Genomic DNA, 21,077 nt, shown 5'->3' on the forward strand with positions numbered 1-21,077 from the left:
GGAAGATCCAGCCTCGCCGGCGTTGGAGCACCGGGCGCGCAGCGGAACAGGGCAGGCCCCACGCGGCGGCGGCGCACAGGGCGGGCCGCCGCCCGGGCGGGTCAGCTGCGGCCGCGCAGGGTGCGGTACGTGGAGACCAGGGCCGCGGTGGAGGCGTCGAGGCCTCCCACCTCGGCCCCCGACACGAGCGCCGGCTCGATCCGCTTGGCGAGGACCTTGCCGAGCTCGACGCCCCACTGGTCGAAGGAGTCGATGTTCCACACCGCGCCCTGGACGAACACCTTGTGCTCGTAGAGGGCGATCAGCTGGCCGAGGACCGAGGGGGTCAGCTCCGCCGCCAGGACCGTGGTCGTCGGGTGGTTACCCCGGAAGGTCTTGTGGGGGACCAGCTCCTCCGCCACGCCCTCCGCCCGGACCTCCTCCGCCGTCTTGCCGAAGGCCAGCGCCTGCGTCTGGGCGAAGAAGTTGGCCATCAGCAGGTCGTGCTGGGCGGCCAGCCGCGGCGAGAGCTCGCCCACCGGCCGGGCGAAGCCGATGAAGTCCGCCGGGATCACCTTGGTGCCCTGGTGGATCAACTGGTAGTACGCGTGCTGCCCGTTGGTGCCGGGAGTGCCCCACACCACCGGCCCGGTCTGCCAGTCCACCGGCCGCCCGTCGCGGTCCACCGACTTGCCGTTGGACTCCATGTCCAGCTGCTGGAGGTACGCCGTGAACCGCGAGAGGTAGTGGCTGTAGGGCAGCACGGCGTGCGACTGCGCGTCGTGGAAGCCCCCGTACCAGATCCCGAGGAGCCCCATCAGCAGCGGCGCGTTCCGCTCGGCCGGCGCGGTGCGGAAGTGCTCGTCCATCAGCCGGAAGCCGCGCAGGAGTTCGCGGAAGGCGTCCGGTCCGATCGCGATCATCAGGGACAGGCCGATGGCCGAGTCGAAGGAGTAGCGGCCGCCGACCCAGTCCCAGAACTCGAACATGTTGGCCGGGTCGATGCCGAAGTCGGCGACCTTCTCCGCGTTGGTCGACAGGGCGACGAAGTGCCGTGCGACGGCGGCCTGGTCGCCTCCGAGGCCCGCGAGGAGCCAGGCGCGCGCCGACTCGGCGTTGGTGATGGTCTCGATGGTGGTGAAGGTCTTGGAGGCGATGATGAACAGCGTCCGCGCCGGGTCGAGGTCGCGGACCGCCTCGTGCAGGTCGGCGCCGTCCACGTTGGAGACGAACCGCACCGTCAGGCCGCGGTCGGTGAAGGCCCGCAGCGCGTCGTAGGCCATGGCGGGGCCGAGGTCGGAACCGCCGATGCCGATGTTGACGACGTTGGTGATGCGCTCGCCGGTGAAGCCGGTCCACTCCCCCGAGCGGATCCGCTCGCTGAAGTCGGCCATCTTATCCAGGACCGCGTGCACGGCGGGGACGACGTTCTCCCCGTCGACCTCGACGACGGCGTCCGGCGCCGCCCGCAGCGCGGTGTGCAGGACCGCCCTGTCCTCGGTGGTGTTGATCTTCTCGCCGCGGAACATCGCCTCGCGCAGCCCGGCGACGTCCGTCGCCTCGGCCAGCTCGCGCAGCAGCGTCAGCGTCTCGTCCGTCACGAGGTGCTTGGAGTAGTCGATGTGAAGGTCCCCGACTTCCAGCGTGTACCGCGTGGCCCGCTGCGGATCCGTCTCGAACAGCTCGCGCAGGTGCGTCTGTCCCAGCTCCTCCCGGTGCTTGCCGAGGGCAAGCCACTCGGGGGTCCGGTTGAGCCTCACACGGCCGTCTGCGTTCATCTCGGACATCAACCCGTTTCTTCCGTCCTGTCGTGCCCCGCCGATCACCAACTTAAGGGATGGGACGGGCACACCGTACGCAAAGGGGCCCGGCCCGCGGAGAGTACTCCTGCGGGCCGGGCCCTTCGTCACGCGTCGCGCGGTCGCCCCGCGCGTGGTCAGATCTCGCCGCGCAGCTTGGCGAGCGCCTCGGCGAGGATCGCCTCGCCGTCGGCGTCGGTGCGCCGCTCGCGCACGTACGCCAGGTGCGTCTTGTACGGCTCGGTGCGGGGCGGCGCCGGGGGGTTGTCCCGGTCCTGGCCGGCCGGGAACCCGCAGCGCGGGCAGTCCCAGGTGTCCGGGACCTGCGCGTCGCTGGCGAAGCTCGGCTGCGTCTCGTGCCCGTTCGAGCACCAGAAGGAGATGCGCAGGCGGGGCGCGGACTCGCCGCGCTCGGCCTCGCCCATCGGCCCCGCTCCGACCCGGCTACCACGGATCGCGTTGCCACTTGCCACGGTCGTAACTCCCTGCGTGATGGTGCCGCGAAGCGTGAGTGGATTTCCGTCGCGGGCGCCCCAGTCTACGTAAGGCCCAACGTACGTCCAGCAAATGGAGTTACTCACTCCAGGGGCTGGACGCCGTTCCTCATGATAGGCAGGGCCGGGCCGGCCGGACGGCCCGATTGGCGAGAACCGTGGGCGGGGTCCGTCAGCTGCCGGACTTGGTCAGCAGGCCGAGCACGACGATGGACGCGAACCACAGCAGACCCACCACGACGGTGATGCGGTCCAGGTTCCGCTCCGCGACCGAGGAGCCGCCGACCGACGACTGCATGCCGCCGCCGAACATGTCCGAAAGGCCGCCGCCCTTGCCCTTGTGCATCAGCACGAGCAGCATCAGCAGGGCGCTGAAGACGATCAGGGCGATCGAGAACCCGATAACCACGCTGGTTCCTACTTTCTGGCTTCTCTGGCTTTCCGGCTGTGCTGGATGGCGCGGGGGCCAGCGGCTGCTGGTTCAGCCTCTGGCCCCCGCAAGGGTACGACGGATCCGCGCCGCCGCATACTCGCTGCCGCGAGCGTGCGGTCTACTGGTCGCGGAACCGGACGATCTTGACGAACTCGTCCGCGTCGAGGGCGGCGCCGCCGATCAGGGCGCCGTCGACGTCGGGCTGGGCCATGATCGCCGCGATGTTGCCGGCCTTGACCGAGCCGCCGTACTGGATGCGGACCTTGTCGGCCAGCTCCTGGGAGTACAGCTCGGCGAGGCGGCCGCGGATCGCCCCGCAGACCTCCTGCGCGTCCTCGGGGGTGGCGACCTCGCCGGTGCCGATCGCCCAGACGGGCTCGTACGCGATCACGATGGACTCGACCTGCTCGGCCGGGATGTCCTTCAGGCCCCCGTCGACCTGGGCGAGGGTGTGGGGGACCTGCTCGCCGGCCTTGCGGACGTCCAGGCCCTCGCCCACGCAGAGGATCGGGGTGAGCCCGTGCCGGTAGGCGGCCTTGACCTTGGCGTTGCACAGCTCGTCGGACTCGCCGTGGTACTGGCGGCGCTCGCTGTGGCCGACGGCCACGTACGTGCACTTCAGCTTGGCCAGCATCGCGCCGGAGATCTCGCCGGTGTACGCGCCGGAGTCCTGCGCCGAGAGGTCCTGGGCGCCGTACTTGATCTTCAGCTTGTCGCCGTCGACGAGGGTCTGCACGGAGCGCAGGTCGGTGAAGGGCGGCAGGACCGCGACCTCGACCGCGTCGTAGTCCTTGTCGTTGAGCGCGAAGGCGAGCTTCTGGACGTGCGCGATGGCCTCGAGGTGGTTGAGGTTCATCTTCCAGTTGCCCGCCATGAGCGGGGTGCGGGTGGTCATGCGGGTTCAGCCCTCCAGGGCGGCGAGGCCGGGGAGCGTCTTGCCCTCGAGGTATTCGAGGCTGGCGCCACCACCGGTGGAAATGTGGCCGAATGCGTTCTCGTCGAAGCCCAGGATGCGGACCGCGGCGGCGCTGTCGCCGCCGCCGACGACGGTGAACGCGTCGGAGTCGACGAGAGCCTGCGCGATGGCGCGGGTGCCGCCGGCGTAGTCGGGGTGCTCGAAGACGCCGACGGGGCCGTTCCAGAAGACGGTCTCCGCGTCCGCGATCTTCGACGCGTACAGCTCGCGGGTCTTCGGGCCGATGTCGAGGCCCTCCTTGTCGGCGGGGATCTTGTCCGCGTCGACGGTGGTGTACTCGGCCGGGGTCTTGCCCTTGAGGTCGGGGAAGTCCGCGGAGGCGAGGACGTCGACCGGGAGCACGAGCTCCACGCCGGTGGCCTCGGCGCGCGCCATGTACTCCTTGACCTTCTCCACCTGGTCCTTCTGGAGCAGGGAGATGCCGACCTCGTAGCCCTTGGCGTAGAGGAAGGTGTAGGCCATGCCGCCGCCGATCAGGATGCGGTCGGCCTTGCCGAGGAGCTCGTCGATGACGGCGAGCTTGTCGGAGACCTTGGCGCCGCCCAGGACGACCACGTAGGGCCGCTTGACCTCGGCGGTCAGCTGCTTGAGGACGCCGACCTCGGTGGCGATCAGGTAGCCGGCCACGTGCGGGAGGCGCGCGGGCAGGTCGAAGACCGAGGCGTGCTTGCGGTGGACGGCGCCGAAGCCGTCGCCGACGTAGAGGTCGGCGAGCTCCGCGAGCCGGTCGGCGAAGGCGCCGCGCTCGGCGTCGTCCTTGGAGGTCTCGCCGGCGTTGAAACGGAGGTTCTCCAGGACGGCGACCTGTCCGTCGGCGAGGGCGGCGACGGTCTCCTTGGCGGAGGAGCCGACGGTGTCCGTGGCGAACGCGACCTCGGCGCCCAGCAGTTCGCCGAGCCGCGCGGCGGCGGGGGCGAGGGAGAAGGCCGGGTCCGGCTCGCCCTTGGGGCGGCCCAGGTGCGAGGCGACGACCACGCGGGCGCCGGCCTCGGCGAGCTTCGCGATGGTCGGCTGGACGGCGCGGATGCGGCCGTCGTCGGTGATCTTGCCGTCGGCGAGCGGCACGTTGAGGTCCGCGCGGACGAAGACCCGCTTGCCGGCGACGCCCTCGGCGAGAAGTTCGTCGATCGTCTTCATGTGTATTTTGACTCCTTTGGCGCCCAAGTCGGGGCGAAGAACGACAGGAAAGCTACAGGGTCCGTTCGGCGCCTCGTCGCGCCGCCCGGACCCTGTGCTTCACATCGTGGTGTCTGCCCTGCTGATCAGAGCCGGCCGCCGACGAAGACCGTGAGGTCGACGAGGCGGTTGGAGTAGCCCCACTCGTTGTCGTACCAGCCGACGACCTTGACCTGCTTGCCCTGGACCATCGTCAGGGAGGAGTCGAAGGTGCAGGAGGCCGGCCAGTTCACGATGTCGGAGGAGACGATCGCGTCCTCGGTGTAGTCGAGGATGCCCTTGAGCTGGCCCTCGGAGGCCTTCTGGAAGGCGGCGTTGATCTCGTCCTTGGTGACCTCGCGGTCGAGCTCCAGGACGAGGTCGGTGACCGAGCCGGTCGGGACGGGGACGCGCATGGCGATGCCGTCCAGCTTGCCCTTGAGCTGCGGGAGGACCAGGGCGGTGGCCTTGGCGGCACCGGTCGAGGTCGGGATGATGTTCTCGGCGGCGGCGCGGGCGCGGCGCAGGTCCGAGTGCGGGAAGTCCAGGATGCGCTGGTCGTTCGTGTACGCGTGGACCGTGGTCATCATGCCCTTGACGATGCCGAAGCTCTCGTCGAGGACCTTGGCCATCGGCGCCACGCAGTTGGTGGTGCAGGAGGCGTTGGAGATGACGTGGTGGTTGGCCGCGTCGTACTTGTCCTGGTTGACGCCCATCACGATGGTGATGTCCTCGTCCTTGGCGGGGGCCGAGATGAGGACCTTCTTCGCGCCGGCCGCGAGGTGCTTGGCGGCGTCGGCCTTCTTCGTGAAGATGCCGGTCGACTCGATCACGATGTCGGCGCCCAGCTCGCCCCAGGGGAGGTTGGCGGGGTCGCGCTCGGCAAAGGTCTTGAAGGTGTTGCCGCCGACGGTGATGGTGTCGTCGGTGTGCGTCACCTCCTGCTGGAGGCGGCCGAGGATGGTGTCGTACTTCAGCAGGTGCACCAGGGTGGCGTTGTCCGTCAGGTCGTTGACCCCGACGACCTCGATGTCCGCCCCCTGCTCCAGGAGAGCTCGGAAGTAGTTGCGGCCAATGCGGCCAAAACCGTTGATTCCTACGCGGATCGTCACGAACCGATCTCCTCGTTGGTACGCCGGTCTGTGCGCCGGCGAGCTGTAAATGGGATGTCCCCGACCGCTTACGACCCTACCTCTCCGTGAGCTCGTGAGTGACATCGTCCGGACCGGACACACCCCGGGTCCCGCACCGGCGCGGCCGGTGCGGGACCTGTCGGGACCCGGTCCCCTTCACTCAGGGTGAGCGGCTGCGGGGCGTCTGATCAGCGGTTCAGCGCGCGCAGCGCCTTACCGACGAGTACGGCGCGGTCCTCGGCCCTCGCCAGGTGTTCCAGGCCGAAGCCGAGCAGGACGGTGTTACGCGTGGTGACCGACGCATAGGACCTGAACAGCTCGCCGGAGCGGGCCCAGTCACCGGGGATCTCGGGGCTTCCGGCCGGCGCGGGCTGCGCGGTCCACGCCCCCAGCGAGGTCTCGAAGCCCTCCGTGGTCTGGTCCACTCCCCCGACGGACAGGCGTGCCTCGTCCGCGAAGACGCCGCGTCCGCCGGCGCCCCCGTCCGTGACGTACGCCAGGGAGACCTCGACGGTGCGGCCCGCGTACGCGCTCAGGTCGAAGGAGACCTGCTTCCAGCCCTCGGAAGAGCCGGTGAAGCTGTTCCACGTGCCGCTGGTGCCCTGCGCGGAGCAGCCCGCGCTGCCCACGGTCAGGTAGTGGCGCAGGAACGGGTGGCCGTTCACGTAGAACCCGGCCTCGCACTCCGCCGGGACGTCCGTGCTGCTCAGGCCGCCCGCCTCGGGGAGCGTGGTCCAGTCCTCGGCACCCGTGGTGCGGGCCTCCAGGAGCGCGTGGTCGTAGCCCTGCTCGGTGTCCCAGTTGAGGGCCATTTTCAGCTGCGGCCGGTCGGCAGCGGTGACCTTGGTCAGGTCCAGGGTGCGGGTCAGGCGCTTGTAGTCGTTGTCCGCGTGCAGGGCCGCGGCCATGCCGGCGCCGGCGTAGGGGGCGTACGGGTTGGCGATCCCGGCGTACGAACCGCCCTGCGCGCTCTTGAACTGCGGGAACTGCGCCGGGGGCAGGGCCTCGGAGGTCAGCGCGAAGGACCCGGGCGTATCGAGCGGATTGCCCTCCGCGCCGCCCAGGGCGCCGCCGGCTCCGGCCAGCGCGCCGGTGCCGGTGAAGCCGGTGGCGCCGCGGGCGGTGGTGCGGCCGTAGGCGCCGAGCCAGTACTGGCTGAAGTCGTCGGTCACGGCGGGCCCGACCCTGGCGTTGCCGCCGGCGAGCTCGCCGGCCTCGATCAGCTTGCCGCCCTCGTTGAGGAAGTCGCGCAGGGCGAGCTGGGTGGGTCCGCCGGGGGCGGCGGCTCCGGTGGAGTGGACGGCCGTACGGAAGTGCGAGAGCACGCCGAGGTGGTGCGGGGCGCCCTGGACGGCGACGTCCCAGACGGCGGCCGACGTGCCGTTGGCGCGCAGGGCGTCGACGTACTCCTGCGCGTGCTTGGCCTGTGCGCCCTCCTCGGCGATCACGAGGACGTCGGCTCGGGGCCGCTGGGCGACCGTGTACGTGAAGTGCTCGCTGGAGACCTCCTTGCCGGCGCCGTCGCGGCCGGTGAACCAGGCCTCGACCCGGTCGCCGGGGCGGGCGCCGTCCACCTTCGCGCGGTACTCGTCGAACCAGTTGTTGTCGTCGCCGCCGTAGACGGACCCGCCCTTCCAGGGCTTCAGGCCCTCGTCGTGGGTGCGGCCGCCGTTGATGCGGAACCTGAGCCTCTTGTCCTTCAGGGCCTTGCGGGCCGTGACGGAGACGGTCTGGTCCTCGCCCTTGGCCGCGTACGAGGTGGTGAAGGGGTCGACGGTGAAGTCGGCGGCCTTCAGGCCGACCGGGGAGACCGGCCGGTCCGGGTGGGCGGCGCTCTCGCCGACGGCGAGCGCGAAGGGGACGTTCTTGGCGAACTCGGCCTGGATCAGCTTCTCGTCGTCCGGGAAGTTGAAGCCGGAGCGGCAGTCCTCGGGCTTCCAGCGGTCGTTCGGGTCGATCGCCGAGGCCGTCTGGCAGGTCGTCATCTCCGGCGTGAACATCATGATGCCGTTGACGTTGGACGCGTGGCCGTCGGCCTCGCCGTTGGTGGTGTACAGCTCCGAGGAGACCTGCGGGTGGTAGCCCGGGACGGCCGGGTTCTCCGGGGTGCCGGCGAGCGCCTTGTAGGCGATGTCGTCCGGGGTGGGGGTGGCCACCTGCCAGCCGACGCCGTAGAGCAGCAGCTCCGCCGCGGAGTGGTAGTTGACGGCGTACCGGAAGCCGATGCGCTTCTCGAAGCGGTCGAGGGCGACGGTCTCGGGCTCGGAGGAGGCGGCGGGGCCCCGGTAGGTCTCGCTCGACGGGTCCGGGGAGGAACCCTCGTCGTCGTAGCCCCACTTGTAGGCGAAGTTGCGGTTGAGGTCGACGCCGTCGCCGGCGGTGATCTTCCCGTCGCCGTTGTTGTCGCGCAGGTTCTTGCGCCACAGCCGGTTGCCGTCCGCGGCGTGCGTGTAGTCGTAGCCGTCGGGGTTGGCGGAGAGCAGGAACCACAGCTCGGTGGAGTCCACGAGGCCGGTGATCCGGGGGTCCTTGCCGTAGTTGTCCAGGGTGTGGTGCATCAGCCGCCGGGTCATCTCGGGGGTGATCCACTCGCGGGCGTGCTGGTTGGACATGTAGAGCACGGCCGGCTTCCCGCCGTCGCGGGTGGTGCGGGCGTTCTTGGTGACCTTCAGCGCGAGGATGTCCTTGCCCTGGACCGTCTTGCCGATGGAGACGACCTTGGCCAGGCCCGGGTGGTCCCGGGCGGTCTTGAGGATCTCCTCCTGCAGGCCCCCCTTGCCGCTGTACGGGCGGAACACCCCGTCGCCGGGCGCCTGGGTCCGGGCACCCTCGCGGACCCGGCGCTCGGCGAGCTTCACGCCGCGGGCGGCGAGGGCGTCCGCCTGGGCGCCGGTGAGGATCAGCTCGACCCTGGCGGTGCCGTTCTGCGGGGCGCGCTCGGTCAGTTCGTGGGCGTCCTGGCCGGCGGCGAGGACGAGCGGGACCTGTTCCCTGGTGATCTCCGCGTCGTAGACCCGTACCTCGTCGGCGTCGGCGCCGGATGCGGCGCCTCCGGCGGGGCGGGCGTGGGCCGTCGCCGGAAGGGCGGCGGCAGTGGTTCCGATGAGCAGTGCAGTGGCGGCGAGGATCAGTCTCGCGCGGTGCCTCATGTGCCCCCCTGGGCGTCGACTGCCACGAAAGCGTTGCACGACAGGCTCACGATCACCCCGTGTCCATGTCAATGGGGCGGTACCGGGAACCGGTCGCCGGGCGGCCGCAGCGGAAAGGGGCCCGCACGCGGCGCGCTGCTGCGCCGTGTGCGGGCCCCCCTGTGCGGCGTACGGTGCCGCGGCCCGGCCGCTGCGGGCCGCCGGCCGACCGAGGAGCGGACGGCGGGCGGCCGTCAGGCAACCGTCAGCCGACCATGTTGTCGGCCATCTCCTCGCTGAGGTTCGATTCCGTGCCCGGGATGCCGAGGTCCTGGGCCCGCTTGTCGGCCATCGCCAGCAGGCGCCTGATCCGGCCGGCGACCGCGTCCTTGGTCAGCGGCGGGTCGGCCAGGGCGCCCAGCTCCTCCAGGGAGGCCTGCTTGTGCTCCATGCGCAGCCGGCCGGCGGCCGCCAGGTGCTCGGGAACCTCCTCGCCGAGGATCTCCAGGGCGCGCTGGACGCGGGCCCCCGCGGCCACCGCGGCCCGGGCCGAGCGGCGCAGGTTCGCGTCGTCGAAGTTGGCCAGGCGGTTGGCGGTGGCGCGCACCTCGCGCCGCATCCGCCGCTCCTCCCACGCCAGTACCGACTCGTGGGCGCCGAGCCGGGTCAGCAGCGCGCCGATCGCGTCGCCGTCGCGGACCACGACGCGGTCCACCCCGCGGACCTCGCGCGCCTTGGCGGCGATGGAGAGCCGACGGGCGGCGCCCACCAGGGCCAGGGCCGCCTCCGGACCGGGGCAGGTGACCTCCAGGGAGGAGGACCGGCCCGGCTCGGTGAGCGAGCCGTGGGCCAGGAAGGCGCCGCGCCAGGCCGCCTCGGCGTCACAGGTGGCCCCGGAGACCACCTGCGGGGGAAGACCGCGGATGGGGCGGCCGCGGCCGTCCACGAGCCCCGTCTGGCGCGCCAGCTGGTCGCCTCCGGCCACGACCCGGACCACGTAGCGGCTGCCGCGGCGCAGCCCGCCGGGCGCCATGACCACCAGGTCCGAGGAGTGTCCGAAAATCTCCAGGATGTCCTTGCGCAGGCGCCGGGCAGCGATCCCGGTGTCCAGCTCCGCCTCGATGACGATCCGGCCGCTCACCAGGTGCAGGCCGCCCGCGAACCGAAGGATCGCCGAGACCTCCGCCTTCCTGCAGCAGGTCCGGGTGACGGGGAGCCGGGAGATCTCATCCTTCACCGCTGGCGTCATCGCCATGGGCCGATCCTTCCATGCATCCGAAAAATACGGTCGTACGCGGCGGCGAGCAGCTCCGGGTCGTGCTTGGGCGAGCCGTCTTCCCTGGCCACCGGCGCCAGCTCGACCGCGGCGCCGAAGCGCTGGGCGGCATCGGCGAGGGACTCGCGGTCGGGCACGGCGGCCTGGTCGGCCAGCACCACGTCCAGGGCGAGTTTAGGGGCGTGTCGGGCCAAAACCTCCAAATGACGCTGCGGAGAGAAGCCCTCGGTTTCGCCGGGCTGCGGGGCCAGGTTCAACGACAGGACCCGCCGGGCCTTGGTCTCCATCAGCGCATCGAGGAGTTCCGGCACCAGCAGGTGCGGGATCACCGAGGAGAACCAGGACCCGGGACCGAGCACCACCCAGTCGGCGTCCAGGACCGCGGCCACCGCCTCCGGCACCGCCGGCGGGTCGCCCGGCACGACGTGCACGGACAGCACCTCGCCGGGGGTGGTCGCCACGGTGGCCTGCCCGCGGACGGTGTCCACGTCTCCCGGGCGCGCCGGGTCGTGGCCGCGGACGAGGGCCTGCAGCTCCAGCGGCACCGCGGACATCGGCAGCACCCGGCCCTGCGCACCGAGCAGCCGGCCGACCAGGTCCAGGGCCTGGACCGGGTCGCCGAGCTGCTCCCACAGGGCCACGATCAGCAGGTTGCCCACGGCGTGCTCGTGCAGGGCGCCCGCCGACTGGAAGCGGTGCTGGATGACGCGCGCCCAGGTCTGGCCCCAGTCGTCGTCCCCGCACAGCGCGGCCAGAGCCTTGCGCAGGTCGCCGGGCGGGAGCACCCCGAGCTCCTCGCGCAGCCGGCCGCTGGAGCCGCCGTCGTCGGCGACGGTGACCACGGCGGTCAGCTCGCCGGTGATCCGGCGCAGGGCCGCCAGCGAGGCCGACAGGCCCATGCCGCCGCCGAGCGCGACGACCTTGGGCGCGGCCGCCTGGGGGGCTGCGCCGCGGCGCAGCCCGGTGCGTTCCGCGCCGTCCGCGGCCCGCCCCGAGGTGAGGCGGCGCAGGCGGCGCAGGCGCAGGGTCCGTCCGGTCACTCGCGCCCCATGTCCCGGTGGACCACGACGGTCTCGACTCCCTCGGAGGCGAGGCGGGCGGCCAGCTTCTCGGACATGGCGACGCTGCGGTGCTTGCCGCCGGTGCAGCCGACGGCGATGGTCACGTACCGCTTGCCCTCACGGCGGTAGCCGGTGGCGATGAGCTGGAGCAGCTCCGTGTACCGGTCCAGGAACTCCTTGGCGCCGGGCTGGCTGAAGACGTACCCCGAGACCTCCGGGTTCAGACCGGTGAAGGGGCGCAGCTCGGGGACCCAGTGCGGGTTCGGGATGAAGCGGCAGTCGACGACGAGGTCGGCGTCGACGGGCAGGCCGTACTTGTACCCGAAGGACATGACGGTGGCCCGCAGCTCGGGCTCCTCGTCGCCCGCGAACTGGGCGTCCATCTTGGCGCGCAGCTCGTGCACGTTCAGGCTGGAGGTGTCGATCACGAGGTCGGCGTCGCCGCGCAGCTCGCGCAGCAGGTCGCGCTCGGCGGCGATGCCGTCGACGATGCGCCCGTCGCCCTGGAGGGGGTGCGGGCGGCGCACCGACTCGAAGCGGCGCACCAGCGCGTCGTCGGAGGACTCCAGGAACACGATGCGCCGCGTGACGCCGCGCAGCTCCAGGTCGGCGAGGGACTCGCGCAGGGCGTCGAAGAACTGCCGGCCGCGGACGTCGACGACCACCGCGATGCGGGCCACGTTGCCCTGGGAGCGGGCGCCGAGCTCCACCATGGTGGGGATCAGCGCGGGCGGGAGGTTGTCGACGACGAACCAGCCGAGGTCCTCCAGACACTTGGCCGCCGTGCTGCGGCCGGCCCCGGACATCCCGGAGATGATCACCAGTTCGGGGATCGCGGCCTCGGCGCTCTCGCCGGGCTCCAGTGTCGTGCCCGTACTCACCTGTGCTCCGTCTCGGTCGTACTCGGTCTCGTGCTCGGTCATGGCGCGGTCCCCCGTTCGGACGACGTCCCCGCGGGTGCGGGGGTCTCATCCTCAATGATCTCTCCTGTCGCCGTGTTGACGGCAGGAGCGGCGGGGGCCGCCTGGGCGAGGGCCGCGGCCACGGTCTCGGCCGTCTTGCGTCCTATGCCCGGGACCTCGCAGATCTGGTCGATTGTCGCCTGTCTCAGCTTCTTCACCGAACCGAAGTGTTTGACCAGCGCCTGCTTGCGGCTCTCGCCGAGCCCGGGCACCTCGTCCAGCGGGCCGGCCTTGAGCCGCTTGCCGCGCTTGTTGCGCTGGTACTGGATGGCGAACCGGTGGGCCTCGTCACGGACCCGCTGGAGCAGGTACAGGCCCTCGCTGGTGCGGGGCAGCACCACCGGGTCGTCCTCGCCGGGCAGCCAGACCTCCTCCAGCCTCTTGGCCAGGCCGCACACGGCCACGTCGTCGATCCCGAGCTCCTGCAGGGCGCGCTGCGCGGCCGCCACCTGCGGCTGCCCGCCGTCGACCACCACGAGCTGCGGCGGGTACGCGAACCGCTTGGGCCGCCCGTCGTCGGCGGCCGCCTCGGCGGGAACCTCCCCGGAAACCCCCCCGTCGGCGTCCTGGGGCTCCCACTCCCCCGTCTTCAGCTTCTCCTGCAGATAGCGGCGGAAGCGCCGGGAGACCACCTCGTGCATGGAGCGGACGTCGTCCTGGCCCTCGAAGGACTTGATCTGGAAGCGCCGGTACTCGCTCTTGCGGGCGAGCCCGTCCTCGAAGACGACCATCGAGGCCACGACGTCCTCGCCCTGGAGGTGGGAGATGTCGAAGCACTCGATGCGCAGCGGCGCGCTGTCCAGGTCCAGGGCCTCGGCGATCTCCTCCAGGGCCCGGGAGCGGGTGGTGAGGTCGGCGGCCCGCTTGGTCTTGTGCAGGGCGAGGGACTGCTGGGCGTTGCGGTGGACGGTCTCCATCAGCGCCTTCTTGTCCCCGCGCTGCGGCACCCGCAGGCTGACCTGCGCCCCGCGCCGCCCGGCGAGCCACTGCCCGAGGGCGGCGGAGTCCTCCGGCACCACCGGGACCAGCACCTCCTTGGGCACGGACTCGCCGCTCTCCTCCCCGTACAGCTGTTGCAGGGCGTGCTCGACGAGTCCGGCGGTGTCGACCGCCTCGACCTTGTCGGTGACCCAGCCGCGCTGGCCGCGGACCCGGCCGCCGCGGACGTGGAAGATCTGCACCGCGGCCTCCAGCTCGTCCTCGGCCACGGCGATCAGGTCCGCGTCCGTGGCGTCGGCCAGCACGACCGCGTTCTTCTCCATGGCCCGGCGCAGGGCCCCTATGTCGTCGCGCAGCCGGGCGGCCTTCTCGTACTCCATCTCCTCGGCGGCGTCGTGCATCTGCCGCTCCAGGCGGGAGAGGTACGCACCCGTCCGGCCGGCCATGAAGTCGCAGAAGTCCTCGGCGAGTTCGCGGTGCTCCTCGGGGGTGACACGGCCCACGCAGGGCGCGGAGCACTTGCCGATGTAGCCGAGCAGGCAGGGGCGGCCGATCTGCGCCGACCGCTTGAACACCCCGGCGGAGCAGGTCCGCACCGGGAACACGCGCAGCATCAGGTCGACGGTCTCCCGGATGGCCCAGGCGTGCGCGTACGGCCCGAAGTACCGCACGCCCTTCTTCTTGGGCCCGCGCATGACCTGGACCCGGGGGTACTCCTCGTTCAGCGTCACGGCGAGGGACGGGTAGCTCTTGTCGTCCCGGTACTTCACGTTGAACCGGGGGTCGTACTCCTTGATCCAGGAGTACTCCAGCTGGAGCGCCTCGACCTCGGTGGACACCACCGTCCACTCGACCGAGGCCGCCGTGGTCACCATGGTGGCGGTACGGGGGTGCAGGCCGGCGATGTCCTGGAAGTAGTTGGCCAGGCGCTGGCGCAGGCTCTTGGCCTTCCCGACGTAGATCACCCGGCGGTGCTCGTCGCGGAAGCGGTAGACCCCCGGGGAGTCGGGGATCTGCCCCGGCTGGGGGCGGTAGCTGGAAGGGTCGGCCATGCCGCCCACCCTACTGTCGCCGACCGACAACAAGCCGCGTCCCCACCCCGCCCCGCACCTCCCCGCGCCCCTCACCGGCGGACCGCGGACGGTCGCCCGCGCAGTTCCCCGCACCCCTACCGGGGCCCACGCCGTCCCCCACCTGCGGACCGTGGGTGGCTGATCGCGCAGTTCCCCGCGCCCCTGGGGTACCACTGCGGTCCGCCGGGTGCGGCAATACGTGCGGTCCGGCAAGCCGGCGCAAGACGAGCGCCCCCGCCGGGGGCGCGAGGAACGGCGCGAGCAACCAGCAACAGCCCGTAGAGGACCGACAGACCAGCCCCGCAAGGGGCGCGAGGAACTGCGCGACCAGCCACCCACGACCCGCAGACGACCGACCACGCCGCCCCCCAGGGGCGCGAGGAACTGCGCGACCAGCCACCCACGACCCGCAGACGACCGACCACCCCACCCCCCAGGGGCGCGAGGAACTGCGCGACCAGCCACCCACGACCCGCAGACGACCGACCACCCCACCCGCCGGGGGCGCGAGGAACTGCGCGGCCAGCCACCCACGACCCGCAGACGACCGACCACGCCGCCCGCCAGGGGCGCGGGGAACTGCGCGGCCGGTCACCCACGGTCCGCAGGCGGCCGGAGACGGGCCGATGCCCCGGGGGCGCGGGGACTGTGGCGTCGGTGGACCGCGGACGCCGACCGCGCCGGGCCCGCCGGGGGCGCGGGCTGCGCGAGCCGGGTCCGCGGGGCCGGGGTCAGGCCGGGTGGCGGCGGGTGCGGCGGACGGCCGCGGCGCCGACCCCGGCCAGGGCAAGGGCAAGGGCGACGGCCGCGCCCCCGACCATCACCGGAGCCCCGCCCGCCGCAGCGGCCGGCACCCCCTCGGCATACCCCCCGGCCCGCCCCGCTTCGGCGTACGCCGACCCCGGCAGCTTGTCCCCGTACGCGGCGACCACCCGCGCCCGGTACCCGCCGAGACTGGTGCCCCCCGCACCCACGGCCCGCACCGCGTCCTCGTCCAGCGGCAGCACCCGCCCGCCCCCGGCGACGTACCACGCGTCGATCTGAGGCTCCCGGAACACCACGCCCCCCGGCAGCTTCTCGGCACCGAGCTGCGCGTAGCGGAACTCGTCGTCGCCGGTGGCGATGTTCACCACCTGCCAGCCCGCCTCGGTCCGGGCGGTCCACAGCGCGGCCACCTGCCCGTCGGAGGAGACGGCCTTGCTGGCGAGGAACTCCAGCCGCGCCACGTCCGCCCCCGCCTTGCCCGCGACGAAGTCGGGCGAGAGGTGGTGGACGGGAACGGCCTCGCCCTCGATCCGCGGCTGCGCGGCGGCCGCGCCGACCCTGCCCTCGCGGGCGAAGAACCGGGCCACCGTGGCCAGCGTCTCCGGCGTGCCGGCCGCCCGCGCGGCGGCGGCCCTGACCTCGGCGGTCGCCGCGGCCGGCTGCGGCACGGGCGCCGCCCCGGCCGACGGGGCCGGTACGAGAACGGCGGCGGCCGCCGCAAGGAGCACCGCACCGGCGGCAGCAGAGCGCTTCCTCGTCGCGGTCACGGCGTCACGCTCCGATCCGGTAGAGCGAGTGGGTCCAGGAGAAGGTGCTGTTGTCCACGTACCAGGCGTGCGAGGCCCAGTTGTAGCGGTCGCTGGAGGGCCAGGGGTCGCCCCAGTAGATCCAGCTGTTCGCGGTGTCGTAGCCGTAGACGACGTGCATGTGGCCCCCGCCGCCGGACCACTGGATCCGGGTCTCGACGGGCCGGTCGGCGTTGATCTCGCTCTGGACGGTGGAGTACCGCAGCCAGCCGTTCACGTACGAGCCGGGGTTGATGCCGGCCCAGTCCAGGGCGGTCTGGACGTTGCCGAGGGTGGCCTGGTTGTTGGGGCAGTCGTAGCCCTGCGGCCGGTCGAAGGCGGCGTTGCAGAACTGGTTCTGGGTGTAGGTGCGGCCGAACCAGGTGGCGATGGTGTTGCCGCCGGCGGCCCAGCACCAGTTGGTCTTCTGCTGGGCCTGCATGGTGATGCCCAGCCGCTTGTACGCCAGTGCGGCGCTGCCGGAGCTGCCGGAGCTGTCGGCGGTGACAGCAGCAGCGGCGGGGCCGGCGGCAGCGGCGGTGTCACCGGCATCCGCGGCGGTTGCGGTGCCGGTGGGCAGGGCGAAGAGCACGGCGATCACGACGGCGGCCGGGGACAGCCGCCGGTTTCGGTTGCGCATCGCGTTCCTCCCGTGGGGATGTGGGGATCGGAGGAGCGCGTCCGGACGCTGTGGAGGAGCATCAGGGTGTTGTCGCGACCAGGTCAACAGGCTTCAATACGCGGTGACATTGCAGTGTGAACGGCGGGATCGCAGTGTGAACGGCTGCCGTCCTTCGCACCTGGACTCACCCGGCCCCACCTGGCCTCCCCCGGCCCCCGCGGGCCACCCGCGAGCTCCCCCGCCCCACCACGCGTGAACGTTCACAGGAGGGAGCCGTCATGCCGTCGACCGGTCACAGCGCGCAGGAGCAGCTCCCCCGCCTGCTGCACTCGGGGCCCTTCCACCTCGCGCTGCGCGCCGCGCTCGCGGCGCGCGGCCTGCCCCTGCACCGCGTACAGCACCGGCTCGCCGCCCGCGGCATCCGGATCGGCGTCACCAGCCTCAGCTACTGGCAGCAGGGCGCCCGCCGGCCGCGCCGGCCCGAGTCCCTGCGGGCCGTGGTCGCCCTGGAGCAGATCCTGGAGCTGCCGCAGGGCACCCTGCTGCGGCTGCTGTCCGCGCCCGGGGGCCCCGGGGAGGGGGCGGCCCGCCCGCCGGCCCGCTCCTACCGGGCCCTGGTCAGCGTGGGTGCGGCCGTGGAGGAGCTGCTGGCCGGCATGGAGCTGCCCGCGGACGGCGGCCTGCACACGGTGGGCCACCACGAGCGGGTGCGGATCGGGGCGGGCGGGGAGCTGCTGGGCCGCGAGTCGCAGCACGTCGTACGGGCCCACCGCGACGGGGTGGACCGCTACGTGGCCGTCCACCACGGCGATCCGGGCTGCGACCCGGCCCGGGTCCGCGTCCGGGCGGTGGAGAACTGCCGCACCGGGCGCGTCCGGTGGCACCGGGAGGCCGAGGTGCTGGTGGCGGAGCTGCTGTTCGACGCGCGGTTACGGGCCGGGGAGACCTATGTCTTCGGCTACGGCTTCGAGGACGGCACCGGCGCCCGCTGCACCGAGTACGTCCGCGGGTTCAGCTACACCGGCGGCCAGTACGTCCTGCAGGTCCGCTTCGACGAGGCGGCGCTGCCGGTGCGCTGCCGGCGCTTCAGCAGATCCGGTCCGTCGGCGCCCCGCAGCGGTCTGGCGGACCTCACACCGAGCGGCCGCCACCGGGCGGTGCACCTGGTCGAACAGGCCGTCCACCGCGGCATTCTGGGCATCACCTGGGACTGGGCGTAGCCCCTCCCCGGCACCGGGGAGGGGCCCGCGCAGCCAGCCCGGTCCGGCAATCGGGGCACCGGGGGGCCCGGGCGGAGCCCCGGCAGCCCGGCCGGCCGGGTCAGCCCGCGATCAGCTTGCCGCCCTCGGCCCGCACCGGCACGGCCGGCAGCGGCTCGGCGGCCGGCCCGCGGAGCACCTTGCCGGTGTTCACGTCGAAGCGGCTGCCGTGGCAGGGGCAGTTGCCCTCCCCCTCGACGATCTTGTCCAGGACGCAGCCGGCGTGCGTGCACTGCGCGCTGAACGCCTTGTACTGCCCCGCCGCGGGGCAGCTCACGACGAGCTTCTGCTCCCGGTACAGCTTCGCGCCGCCCACCGGCACCTCGGACGCGGCTCCCAGCTCCACCGGCTGCTCCGGCACCGCGCGGCTGCCGGAGCCGCCCGCGGCCTCGGCGGAGCAGGCGGTGAGCGCCGTCCCGCCCCCGGCGGCGCCCACGATCGCGGCGGCGCCCTTGAGCACGGTACGGCGGGCGGCGGACTGCGGCGAGGACATGCGGGTTCTCCTGGCGTGTGACGGTGCTCCGCCGGCGGGCGCCGGGCGGCCCGACCGACGATACCCGCGCCCCGTGGGGTACCTTCCCCCGCGTGATCGTCGTCGGCGGAGAAGCCCTGATCGACCTGGTGCCCGTGGCGCAGCCGCCGGGCGCGCTGCTGCCGCGGCCGGGCGGAGGACCGTACAACACCGCGCTCGCGCTGGGCCGCCTCGGCGCCGAGACGGCCTTCTGCTCCCGCGTCTCCACGGACGGCTTCGGCGAGCAGCTGCTGGCCGGGCTCCGGGGGGCCGGGGTGGACCTGTCGCTGGTGCAGCGGGGCCCGGAGCCGACGACGCTGGCCGTGGCCTCGCTGGGCCCGGACGGCTCGGCGGCGTACGGCTTCTACGTGGAGGGCACGGCGGACCGCCTGTTCACCCTGCCCGACGCGCTGCCGCCGGAAGCCCGGGCCCTGGCGCTGGGCACCTGCTCGCTGGCGCTGGAGCCGGGCGCGAGCGCCTACGAGGCCCTGCTGCGCCGGGAGTCCGCGCGCGGGCTGCTGACCCTGCTGGACCCCAACATCCGCCCGGCGCTGATCGCCGATCCGGCGGCGTACCGGGCCCGCTTCCTCGGCTGGCTGCCCTCGGTGTCGGTGCTGAAGCTGTCGGAGGAGGACGCGGACTGGCTCGGCGGCCGGGTGGAGGACTGGCTGGCGGCGGGTCCGTCGGCGGTGGTCCTCACCCGGGGCGCTGCGGGGCTGACGGTGCGGACGCGGGAGGGCGCCGAGCACGCGGTGCCCGCGCCGGCGGTGGCCGTGGCGGACACGATCGGGGCGGGCGACACGGTCAACGCGGCGCTGCTGCACCGCCTCGCCGGACCGGACCGGGCGCCGGGCGGTGAGGTCGACTGGCCCGGGGTGCTGGCCTTCGCCGCCCGGGCGGCGGCACTGACCTGCACCCGCACCGGCGCGGAGCCTCCGTACGCGGCCGAGCTCAGCCGATAGCGGCCCAGAGGGTCCGGGCCACGGCGGGGGCGAACTCCTCGACCGGGGTGACCACGTCCTCGCCGGAGAAGTGCAGGAAGAACGCCCGCTGGAAGCAGGCGCCGAGGAGCAGGGCGGCGGCGGCCTCGGGATCGGCGCCGGGGCGCAGCCGTCCGGCGTCGAGCTGGCGGCGCAGGTGGCGGGCGAGGGCGTCGCGTACGACGTGCGGGCCGGTCCCGATCCGGCGGACGCCCTCGCGGTGGCGGGTCAGCAGCGCGGGCTCGGCGAAGAGCGAGGCGGCCAGGGGCATGGCGTCGGCGTAGAAGTGCGCGGCGTGCCGGGCGATGGCGGTCAGGCCCTCCGGCACGGGGCGCTCGGGGTGCTCGCCGGAGAGCTCGGCCATGAGGGGGCCGGCGTTGGGGGTGCGCTCCATGAGGACCCGGACGAAGAGCTCCTCCTTGTTGGCGTAGTGCTTGTAGAGCGCGGCCTCCGAGCAGCCTGCCTCGCGTGCGATGGCCTTGGTGGTCGTGTTGGCCAGGCCGACGGTGCGCATCAGCTTCTCGGCGGCGTCGAGGAGCCGCTCGGGCGTGGGCCGGCTTGACTTCGAGGTAAGCATTCACTCACCCTAAGGCACAGGAGGGTGAGTGAATACTCACCCACCCGCTTCACGGGGACGGGACGGATGAGGAGGTCGACGATGGCGGCGAGGGAATCCATGAGGCTGACGGTGTTCGGCGCCACGGGCGGGGTGGGCCGCGAGGTGGTGCGGCAGGCGCTGGAGGCAGGCCACGAGGTCACGGCCGTCGTCCGCGACCCGGCCCGGCTGGGCGTGCCGGCCCACGACCGGCTCCGGGTGGCGGTCGTGGCCGACCTGACCGACGCGGATGCGCTGGTGCCGGTCCTGGCGGGGCGGGACGCGGTCGTCTCGGCGCTGGGCGCCGCGAGCAACAGGCAGGCGCGGCTCAGCCCGGTGACGGGGCCGGCCGTGCAGGCCGTCCTGTCGGCCATGGACCGGGCCGGGGTGAGCCGCCTCGCGGCGGTGAGTGCGGCGCCGGTCGGACCGGACGTGCCGAGTGACGGCGTGGTGACCCGCAGGGTGTTCCTGCCGCTGCTGCGGCGGGCGCTGCGGGATCTGTACGCGGACCTGGAGGTCATGGAGGCGGAGCTCCGGGCGAGCGGGGCGCAGTGGACGGTGATCCGGCCGCCGCGGCTGCTGAACCGGCCCCGCACCGGGGCCTACCGGCGGGTCGTCGGTGCGAACGTCCCCCGGGGCCGGGTCATCGCCCGGGGCGATGTCGCGGACGCCCTCCTGGCGTCCCTGACCGACCCGGCCACCGCCCGCCGCGCGGTAGGCGTAGCCGCCTGACCTCGGCTCCGGCCATCCCGACTCCGCCGAGCCCCGGGCCCCGCCCAAACCCGCGCCTCAAACGCCGGCGGGGCTGGATGTGCCGACCCCGGCTCCGGGACGGGGGCGGAGCTCCAGAAATCCCGGCTCCGCCGAGCCCCGGGCCCCGCCCAGACCCGCGCCTCAAACGCCGGCGGGGCTGAACTTGCCGGACCTCGGCTTCGAACGCCAGCAAGGCTGCGTCCTGTCGCCCCCCGGCTTCGACGCCGACGAGGCGTGGACCGTGCCCGCCCGCCTTCGAAGCGGGGGTGGGACATTTCAGCCTCGCCGGCGTTTGAGGCGCGGGGTTTGGGGCGAAGCCCCAAGGAACCCGGCCCGCCGGGCACTGGGCTCCGCCCGGACGCGGGCCTCGCACACCGGCGGGGCTGGATGTGCCGGACC

The 21,077-nt window shown here is 73.0% G+C and carries 18 protein-coding genes; 3 read left to right on the forward strand and 15 right to left on the reverse strand.

The features are described 5' to 3' along the window. Window positions 1–101: 101 nt before the first annotated feature. The 13 genes from pgi to AB0953_RS19540 form a co-directional block, all read right to left on the reverse strand. The gene (gene pgi, locus AB0953_RS19480) at window positions 102–1,757 is read right to left on the reverse strand and encodes a glucose-6-phosphate isomerase (protein ID WP_366860802.1); all 1,656 of its coding nucleotides are present in this window, start codon (window positions 1,755–1,757) and stop codon (window positions 102–104) included. Window positions 1,758–1,915: 158 nt separating this feature from the next. Then, a complete protein-coding gene (locus tag AB0953_RS19485; RefSeq protein ID WP_007263454.1) occupies window positions 1,916–2,251 on the reverse strand; it encodes an RNA polymerase-binding protein RbpA in 336 nt (111 codons plus the stop codon). 193 nt (window positions 2,252–2,444) lie between these two features. Next, the gene (gene secG / locus AB0953_RS19490) at window positions 2,445–2,681 is read right to left on the reverse strand and encodes a preprotein translocase subunit SecG (protein ID WP_361902189.1); all 237 of its coding nucleotides are present in this window, start codon (window positions 2,679–2,681) and stop codon (window positions 2,445–2,447) included. 142 nt (window positions 2,682–2,823) lie between these two features. Further along, window positions 2,824–3,600, reverse strand: coding sequence for a triose-phosphate isomerase (gene tpiA, locus AB0953_RS19495; protein ID WP_366860733.1), 777 nt, complete (start codon window positions 3,598–3,600; stop codon window positions 2,824–2,826). Between the two features lie 6 nt (window positions 3,601–3,606). Further along, entirely contained in the window at window positions 3,607–4,818 is a 1,212-nt protein-coding gene (locus tag AB0953_RS19500) for a phosphoglycerate kinase (protein WP_366860734.1), read from the reverse strand. Between the two features lie 125 nt (window positions 4,819–4,943). Then, on the reverse strand, window positions 4,944–5,948 hold the full coding sequence (gap, locus tag AB0953_RS19505) for a type I glyceraldehyde-3-phosphate dehydrogenase (RefSeq protein ID WP_366860735.1): 1,005 nt from the start codon (window positions 5,946–5,948) through the stop codon (window positions 4,944–4,946). Between the two features lie 209 nt (window positions 5,949–6,157). Further along, the gene (locus tag AB0953_RS19510; protein ID WP_366860736.1) at window positions 6,158–9,118 is read right to left on the reverse strand and encodes a M14 family zinc carboxypeptidase; all 2,961 of its coding nucleotides are present in this window, start codon (window positions 9,116–9,118) and stop codon (window positions 6,158–6,160) included. 244 nt (window positions 9,119–9,362) lie between these two features. Continuing rightward, window positions 9,363–10,352 (reverse strand): DNA-binding protein WhiA, encoded by a 990-nt coding sequence (gene whiA, locus AB0953_RS19515; RefSeq protein WP_356873931.1) that lies wholly within the window; start codon window positions 10,350–10,352, stop codon window positions 9,363–9,365. After that, window positions 10,343–11,413, reverse strand: coding sequence for a uridine diphosphate-N-acetylglucosamine-binding protein YvcK (gene yvcK, locus AB0953_RS19520; RefSeq protein WP_366860737.1), 1,071 nt, complete (start codon window positions 11,411–11,413; stop codon window positions 10,343–10,345). The genes whiA and yvcK overlap by 10 nt, the downstream gene beginning before the upstream one ends. Next, the gene (gene rapZ / locus AB0953_RS19525) at window positions 11,410–12,357 is read right to left on the reverse strand and encodes an RNase adapter RapZ (RefSeq protein WP_362171138.1); all 948 of its coding nucleotides are present in this window, start codon (window positions 12,355–12,357) and stop codon (window positions 11,410–11,412) included. Before rapZ ends, yvcK begins: the two co-directional genes overlap by 4 nt. Beyond that, window positions 12,354–14,387, reverse strand: coding sequence for an excinuclease ABC subunit UvrC (gene uvrC / locus AB0953_RS19530; RefSeq protein ID WP_366860738.1), 2,034 nt, complete (start codon window positions 14,385–14,387; stop codon window positions 12,354–12,356). The genes rapZ and uvrC overlap by 4 nt, the downstream gene beginning before the upstream one ends. 752 nt (window positions 14,388–15,139) lie before the next feature. Further along, on the reverse strand, window positions 15,140–15,940 hold the full coding sequence (locus AB0953_RS19535; protein ID WP_366860739.1) for a hypothetical protein: 801 nt from the start codon (window positions 15,938–15,940) through the stop codon (window positions 15,140–15,142). A 4-nt stretch (window positions 15,941–15,944) separates the two neighbouring features. Continuing rightward, window positions 15,945–16,598, reverse strand: coding sequence for a papain-like cysteine protease family protein (locus AB0953_RS19540; RefSeq protein WP_366860740.1), 654 nt, complete (start codon window positions 16,596–16,598; stop codon window positions 15,945–15,947). A gap of 260 nt (window positions 16,599–16,858) precedes the next feature. On the opposite strand from AB0953_RS19540, the gene AB0953_RS19545 reads away from it, so the two are divergent. Beyond that, window positions 16,859–17,800 carry a hypothetical protein gene (locus tag AB0953_RS19545; RefSeq protein ID WP_366860741.1) on the forward strand — a complete coding sequence of 314 codons (942 nt, stop codon included), beginning with the start codon at window positions 16,859–16,861 and terminating at the stop codon, window positions 17,798–17,800. Window positions 17,801–17,900: 100 nt separating this feature from the next. On the opposite strand, the gene AB0953_RS19550 is transcribed toward AB0953_RS19545, so the two are convergent. After that, window positions 17,901–18,332, reverse strand: a complete 432-nt coding sequence (locus AB0953_RS19550) for a Rieske (2Fe-2S) protein (RefSeq protein WP_366860742.1) — start codon at window positions 18,330–18,332, stop codon at window positions 17,901–17,903. A gap of 92 nt (window positions 18,333–18,424) precedes the next feature. Between AB0953_RS19550 and AB0953_RS19555 the strand changes: the two genes are divergently transcribed. Continuing rightward, complete coding sequence (locus AB0953_RS19555) at window positions 18,425–19,312, forward strand: carbohydrate kinase (protein ID WP_366860743.1); 888 nt, start codon at window positions 18,425–18,427, stop codon at window positions 19,310–19,312. On the opposite strand, the gene AB0953_RS19560 is transcribed toward AB0953_RS19555, so the two are convergent. Further along, window positions 19,302–19,907, reverse strand: a complete 606-nt coding sequence (locus tag AB0953_RS19560; protein ID WP_366860744.1) for a TetR/AcrR family transcriptional regulator — start codon at window positions 19,905–19,907, stop codon at window positions 19,302–19,304. The two genes, AB0953_RS19555 and AB0953_RS19560, sit on opposite strands and share 11 nt — an antisense overlap. Before the next feature lie 99 nt (window positions 19,908–20,006). Here AB0953_RS19560 and AB0953_RS19565 point away from each other — a divergent pair, with 99 nt between their 5' ends. Beyond that, window positions 20,007–20,657: an NAD(P)H-binding protein gene (locus AB0953_RS19565; protein ID WP_366860803.1), complete on the forward strand. Its 651-nt coding sequence runs from the start codon at window positions 20,007–20,009 to the stop codon at window positions 20,655–20,657. Window positions 20,658–21,077 lie beyond the last annotated feature (420 nt).

Source organism: Streptomyces sp. NPDC046866 (genome assembly GCF_040704625.1).
Classification (GTDB): Bacteria; Actinomycetota; Actinomycetes; order Streptomycetales; family Streptomycetaceae; genus Streptomyces.

What these genes read in the sequence shown, in the direction of transcription:
- AB0953_RS19550 (WP_366860742.1), bottom strand. Translation starts at nt 18,332, where the DNA reads ATGTCCTCGCCGCAGTCCGCCGCCCGCCGTACCGTGCTCAAGGGCGCC.
- AB0953_RS19540 (WP_366860740.1), bottom strand. Translation starts at nt 16,598, where the DNA reads ATGCGCAACCGAAACCGGCGGCTGTCCCCGGCCGCCGTCGTGATCGCC.
- AB0953_RS19500 (WP_366860734.1), bottom strand. Translation starts at nt 4,818, where the DNA reads ATGAAGACGATCGACGAACTTCTCGCCGAGGGCGTCGCCGGCAAGCGG.
- AB0953_RS19560 (WP_366860744.1), bottom strand. Translation starts at nt 19,907, where the DNA reads ATGCTTACCTCGAAGTCAAGCCGGCCCACGCCCGAGCGGCTCCTCGAC.
- rapZ (WP_362171138.1), bottom strand. Translation starts at nt 12,357, where the DNA reads ATGACCGAGCACGAGACCGAGTACGACCGAGACGGAGCACAGGTGAGT.
- AB0953_RS19510 (WP_366860736.1), bottom strand. Translation starts at nt 9,118, where the DNA reads ATGAGGCACCGCGCGAGACTGATCCTCGCCGCCACTGCACTGCTCATC.
- uvrC (WP_366860738.1), bottom strand. Translation starts at nt 14,387, where the DNA reads ATGGCCGACCCTTCCAGCTACCGCCCCCAGCCGGGGCAGATCCCCGAC.
- AB0953_RS19565 (WP_366860803.1), top strand. Translation starts at nt 20,007, where the DNA reads ATGAGGCTGACGGTGTTCGGCGCCACGGGCGGGGTGGGCCGCGAGGTG.
- tpiA (WP_366860733.1), bottom strand. Translation starts at nt 3,600, where the DNA reads ATGACCACCCGCACCCCGCTCATGGCGGGCAACTGGAAGATGAACCTC.
- AB0953_RS19545 (WP_366860741.1), top strand. Translation starts at nt 16,859, where the DNA reads ATGCCGTCGACCGGTCACAGCGCGCAGGAGCAGCTCCCCCGCCTGCTG.
- pgi (WP_366860802.1), bottom strand. Translation starts at nt 1,757, where the DNA reads ATGAACGCAGACGGCCGTGTGAGGCTCAACCGGACCCCCGAGTGGCTT.
- whiA (WP_356873931.1), bottom strand. Translation starts at nt 10,352, where the DNA reads ATGGCGATGACGCCAGCGGTGAAGGATGAGATCTCCCGGCTCCCCGTC.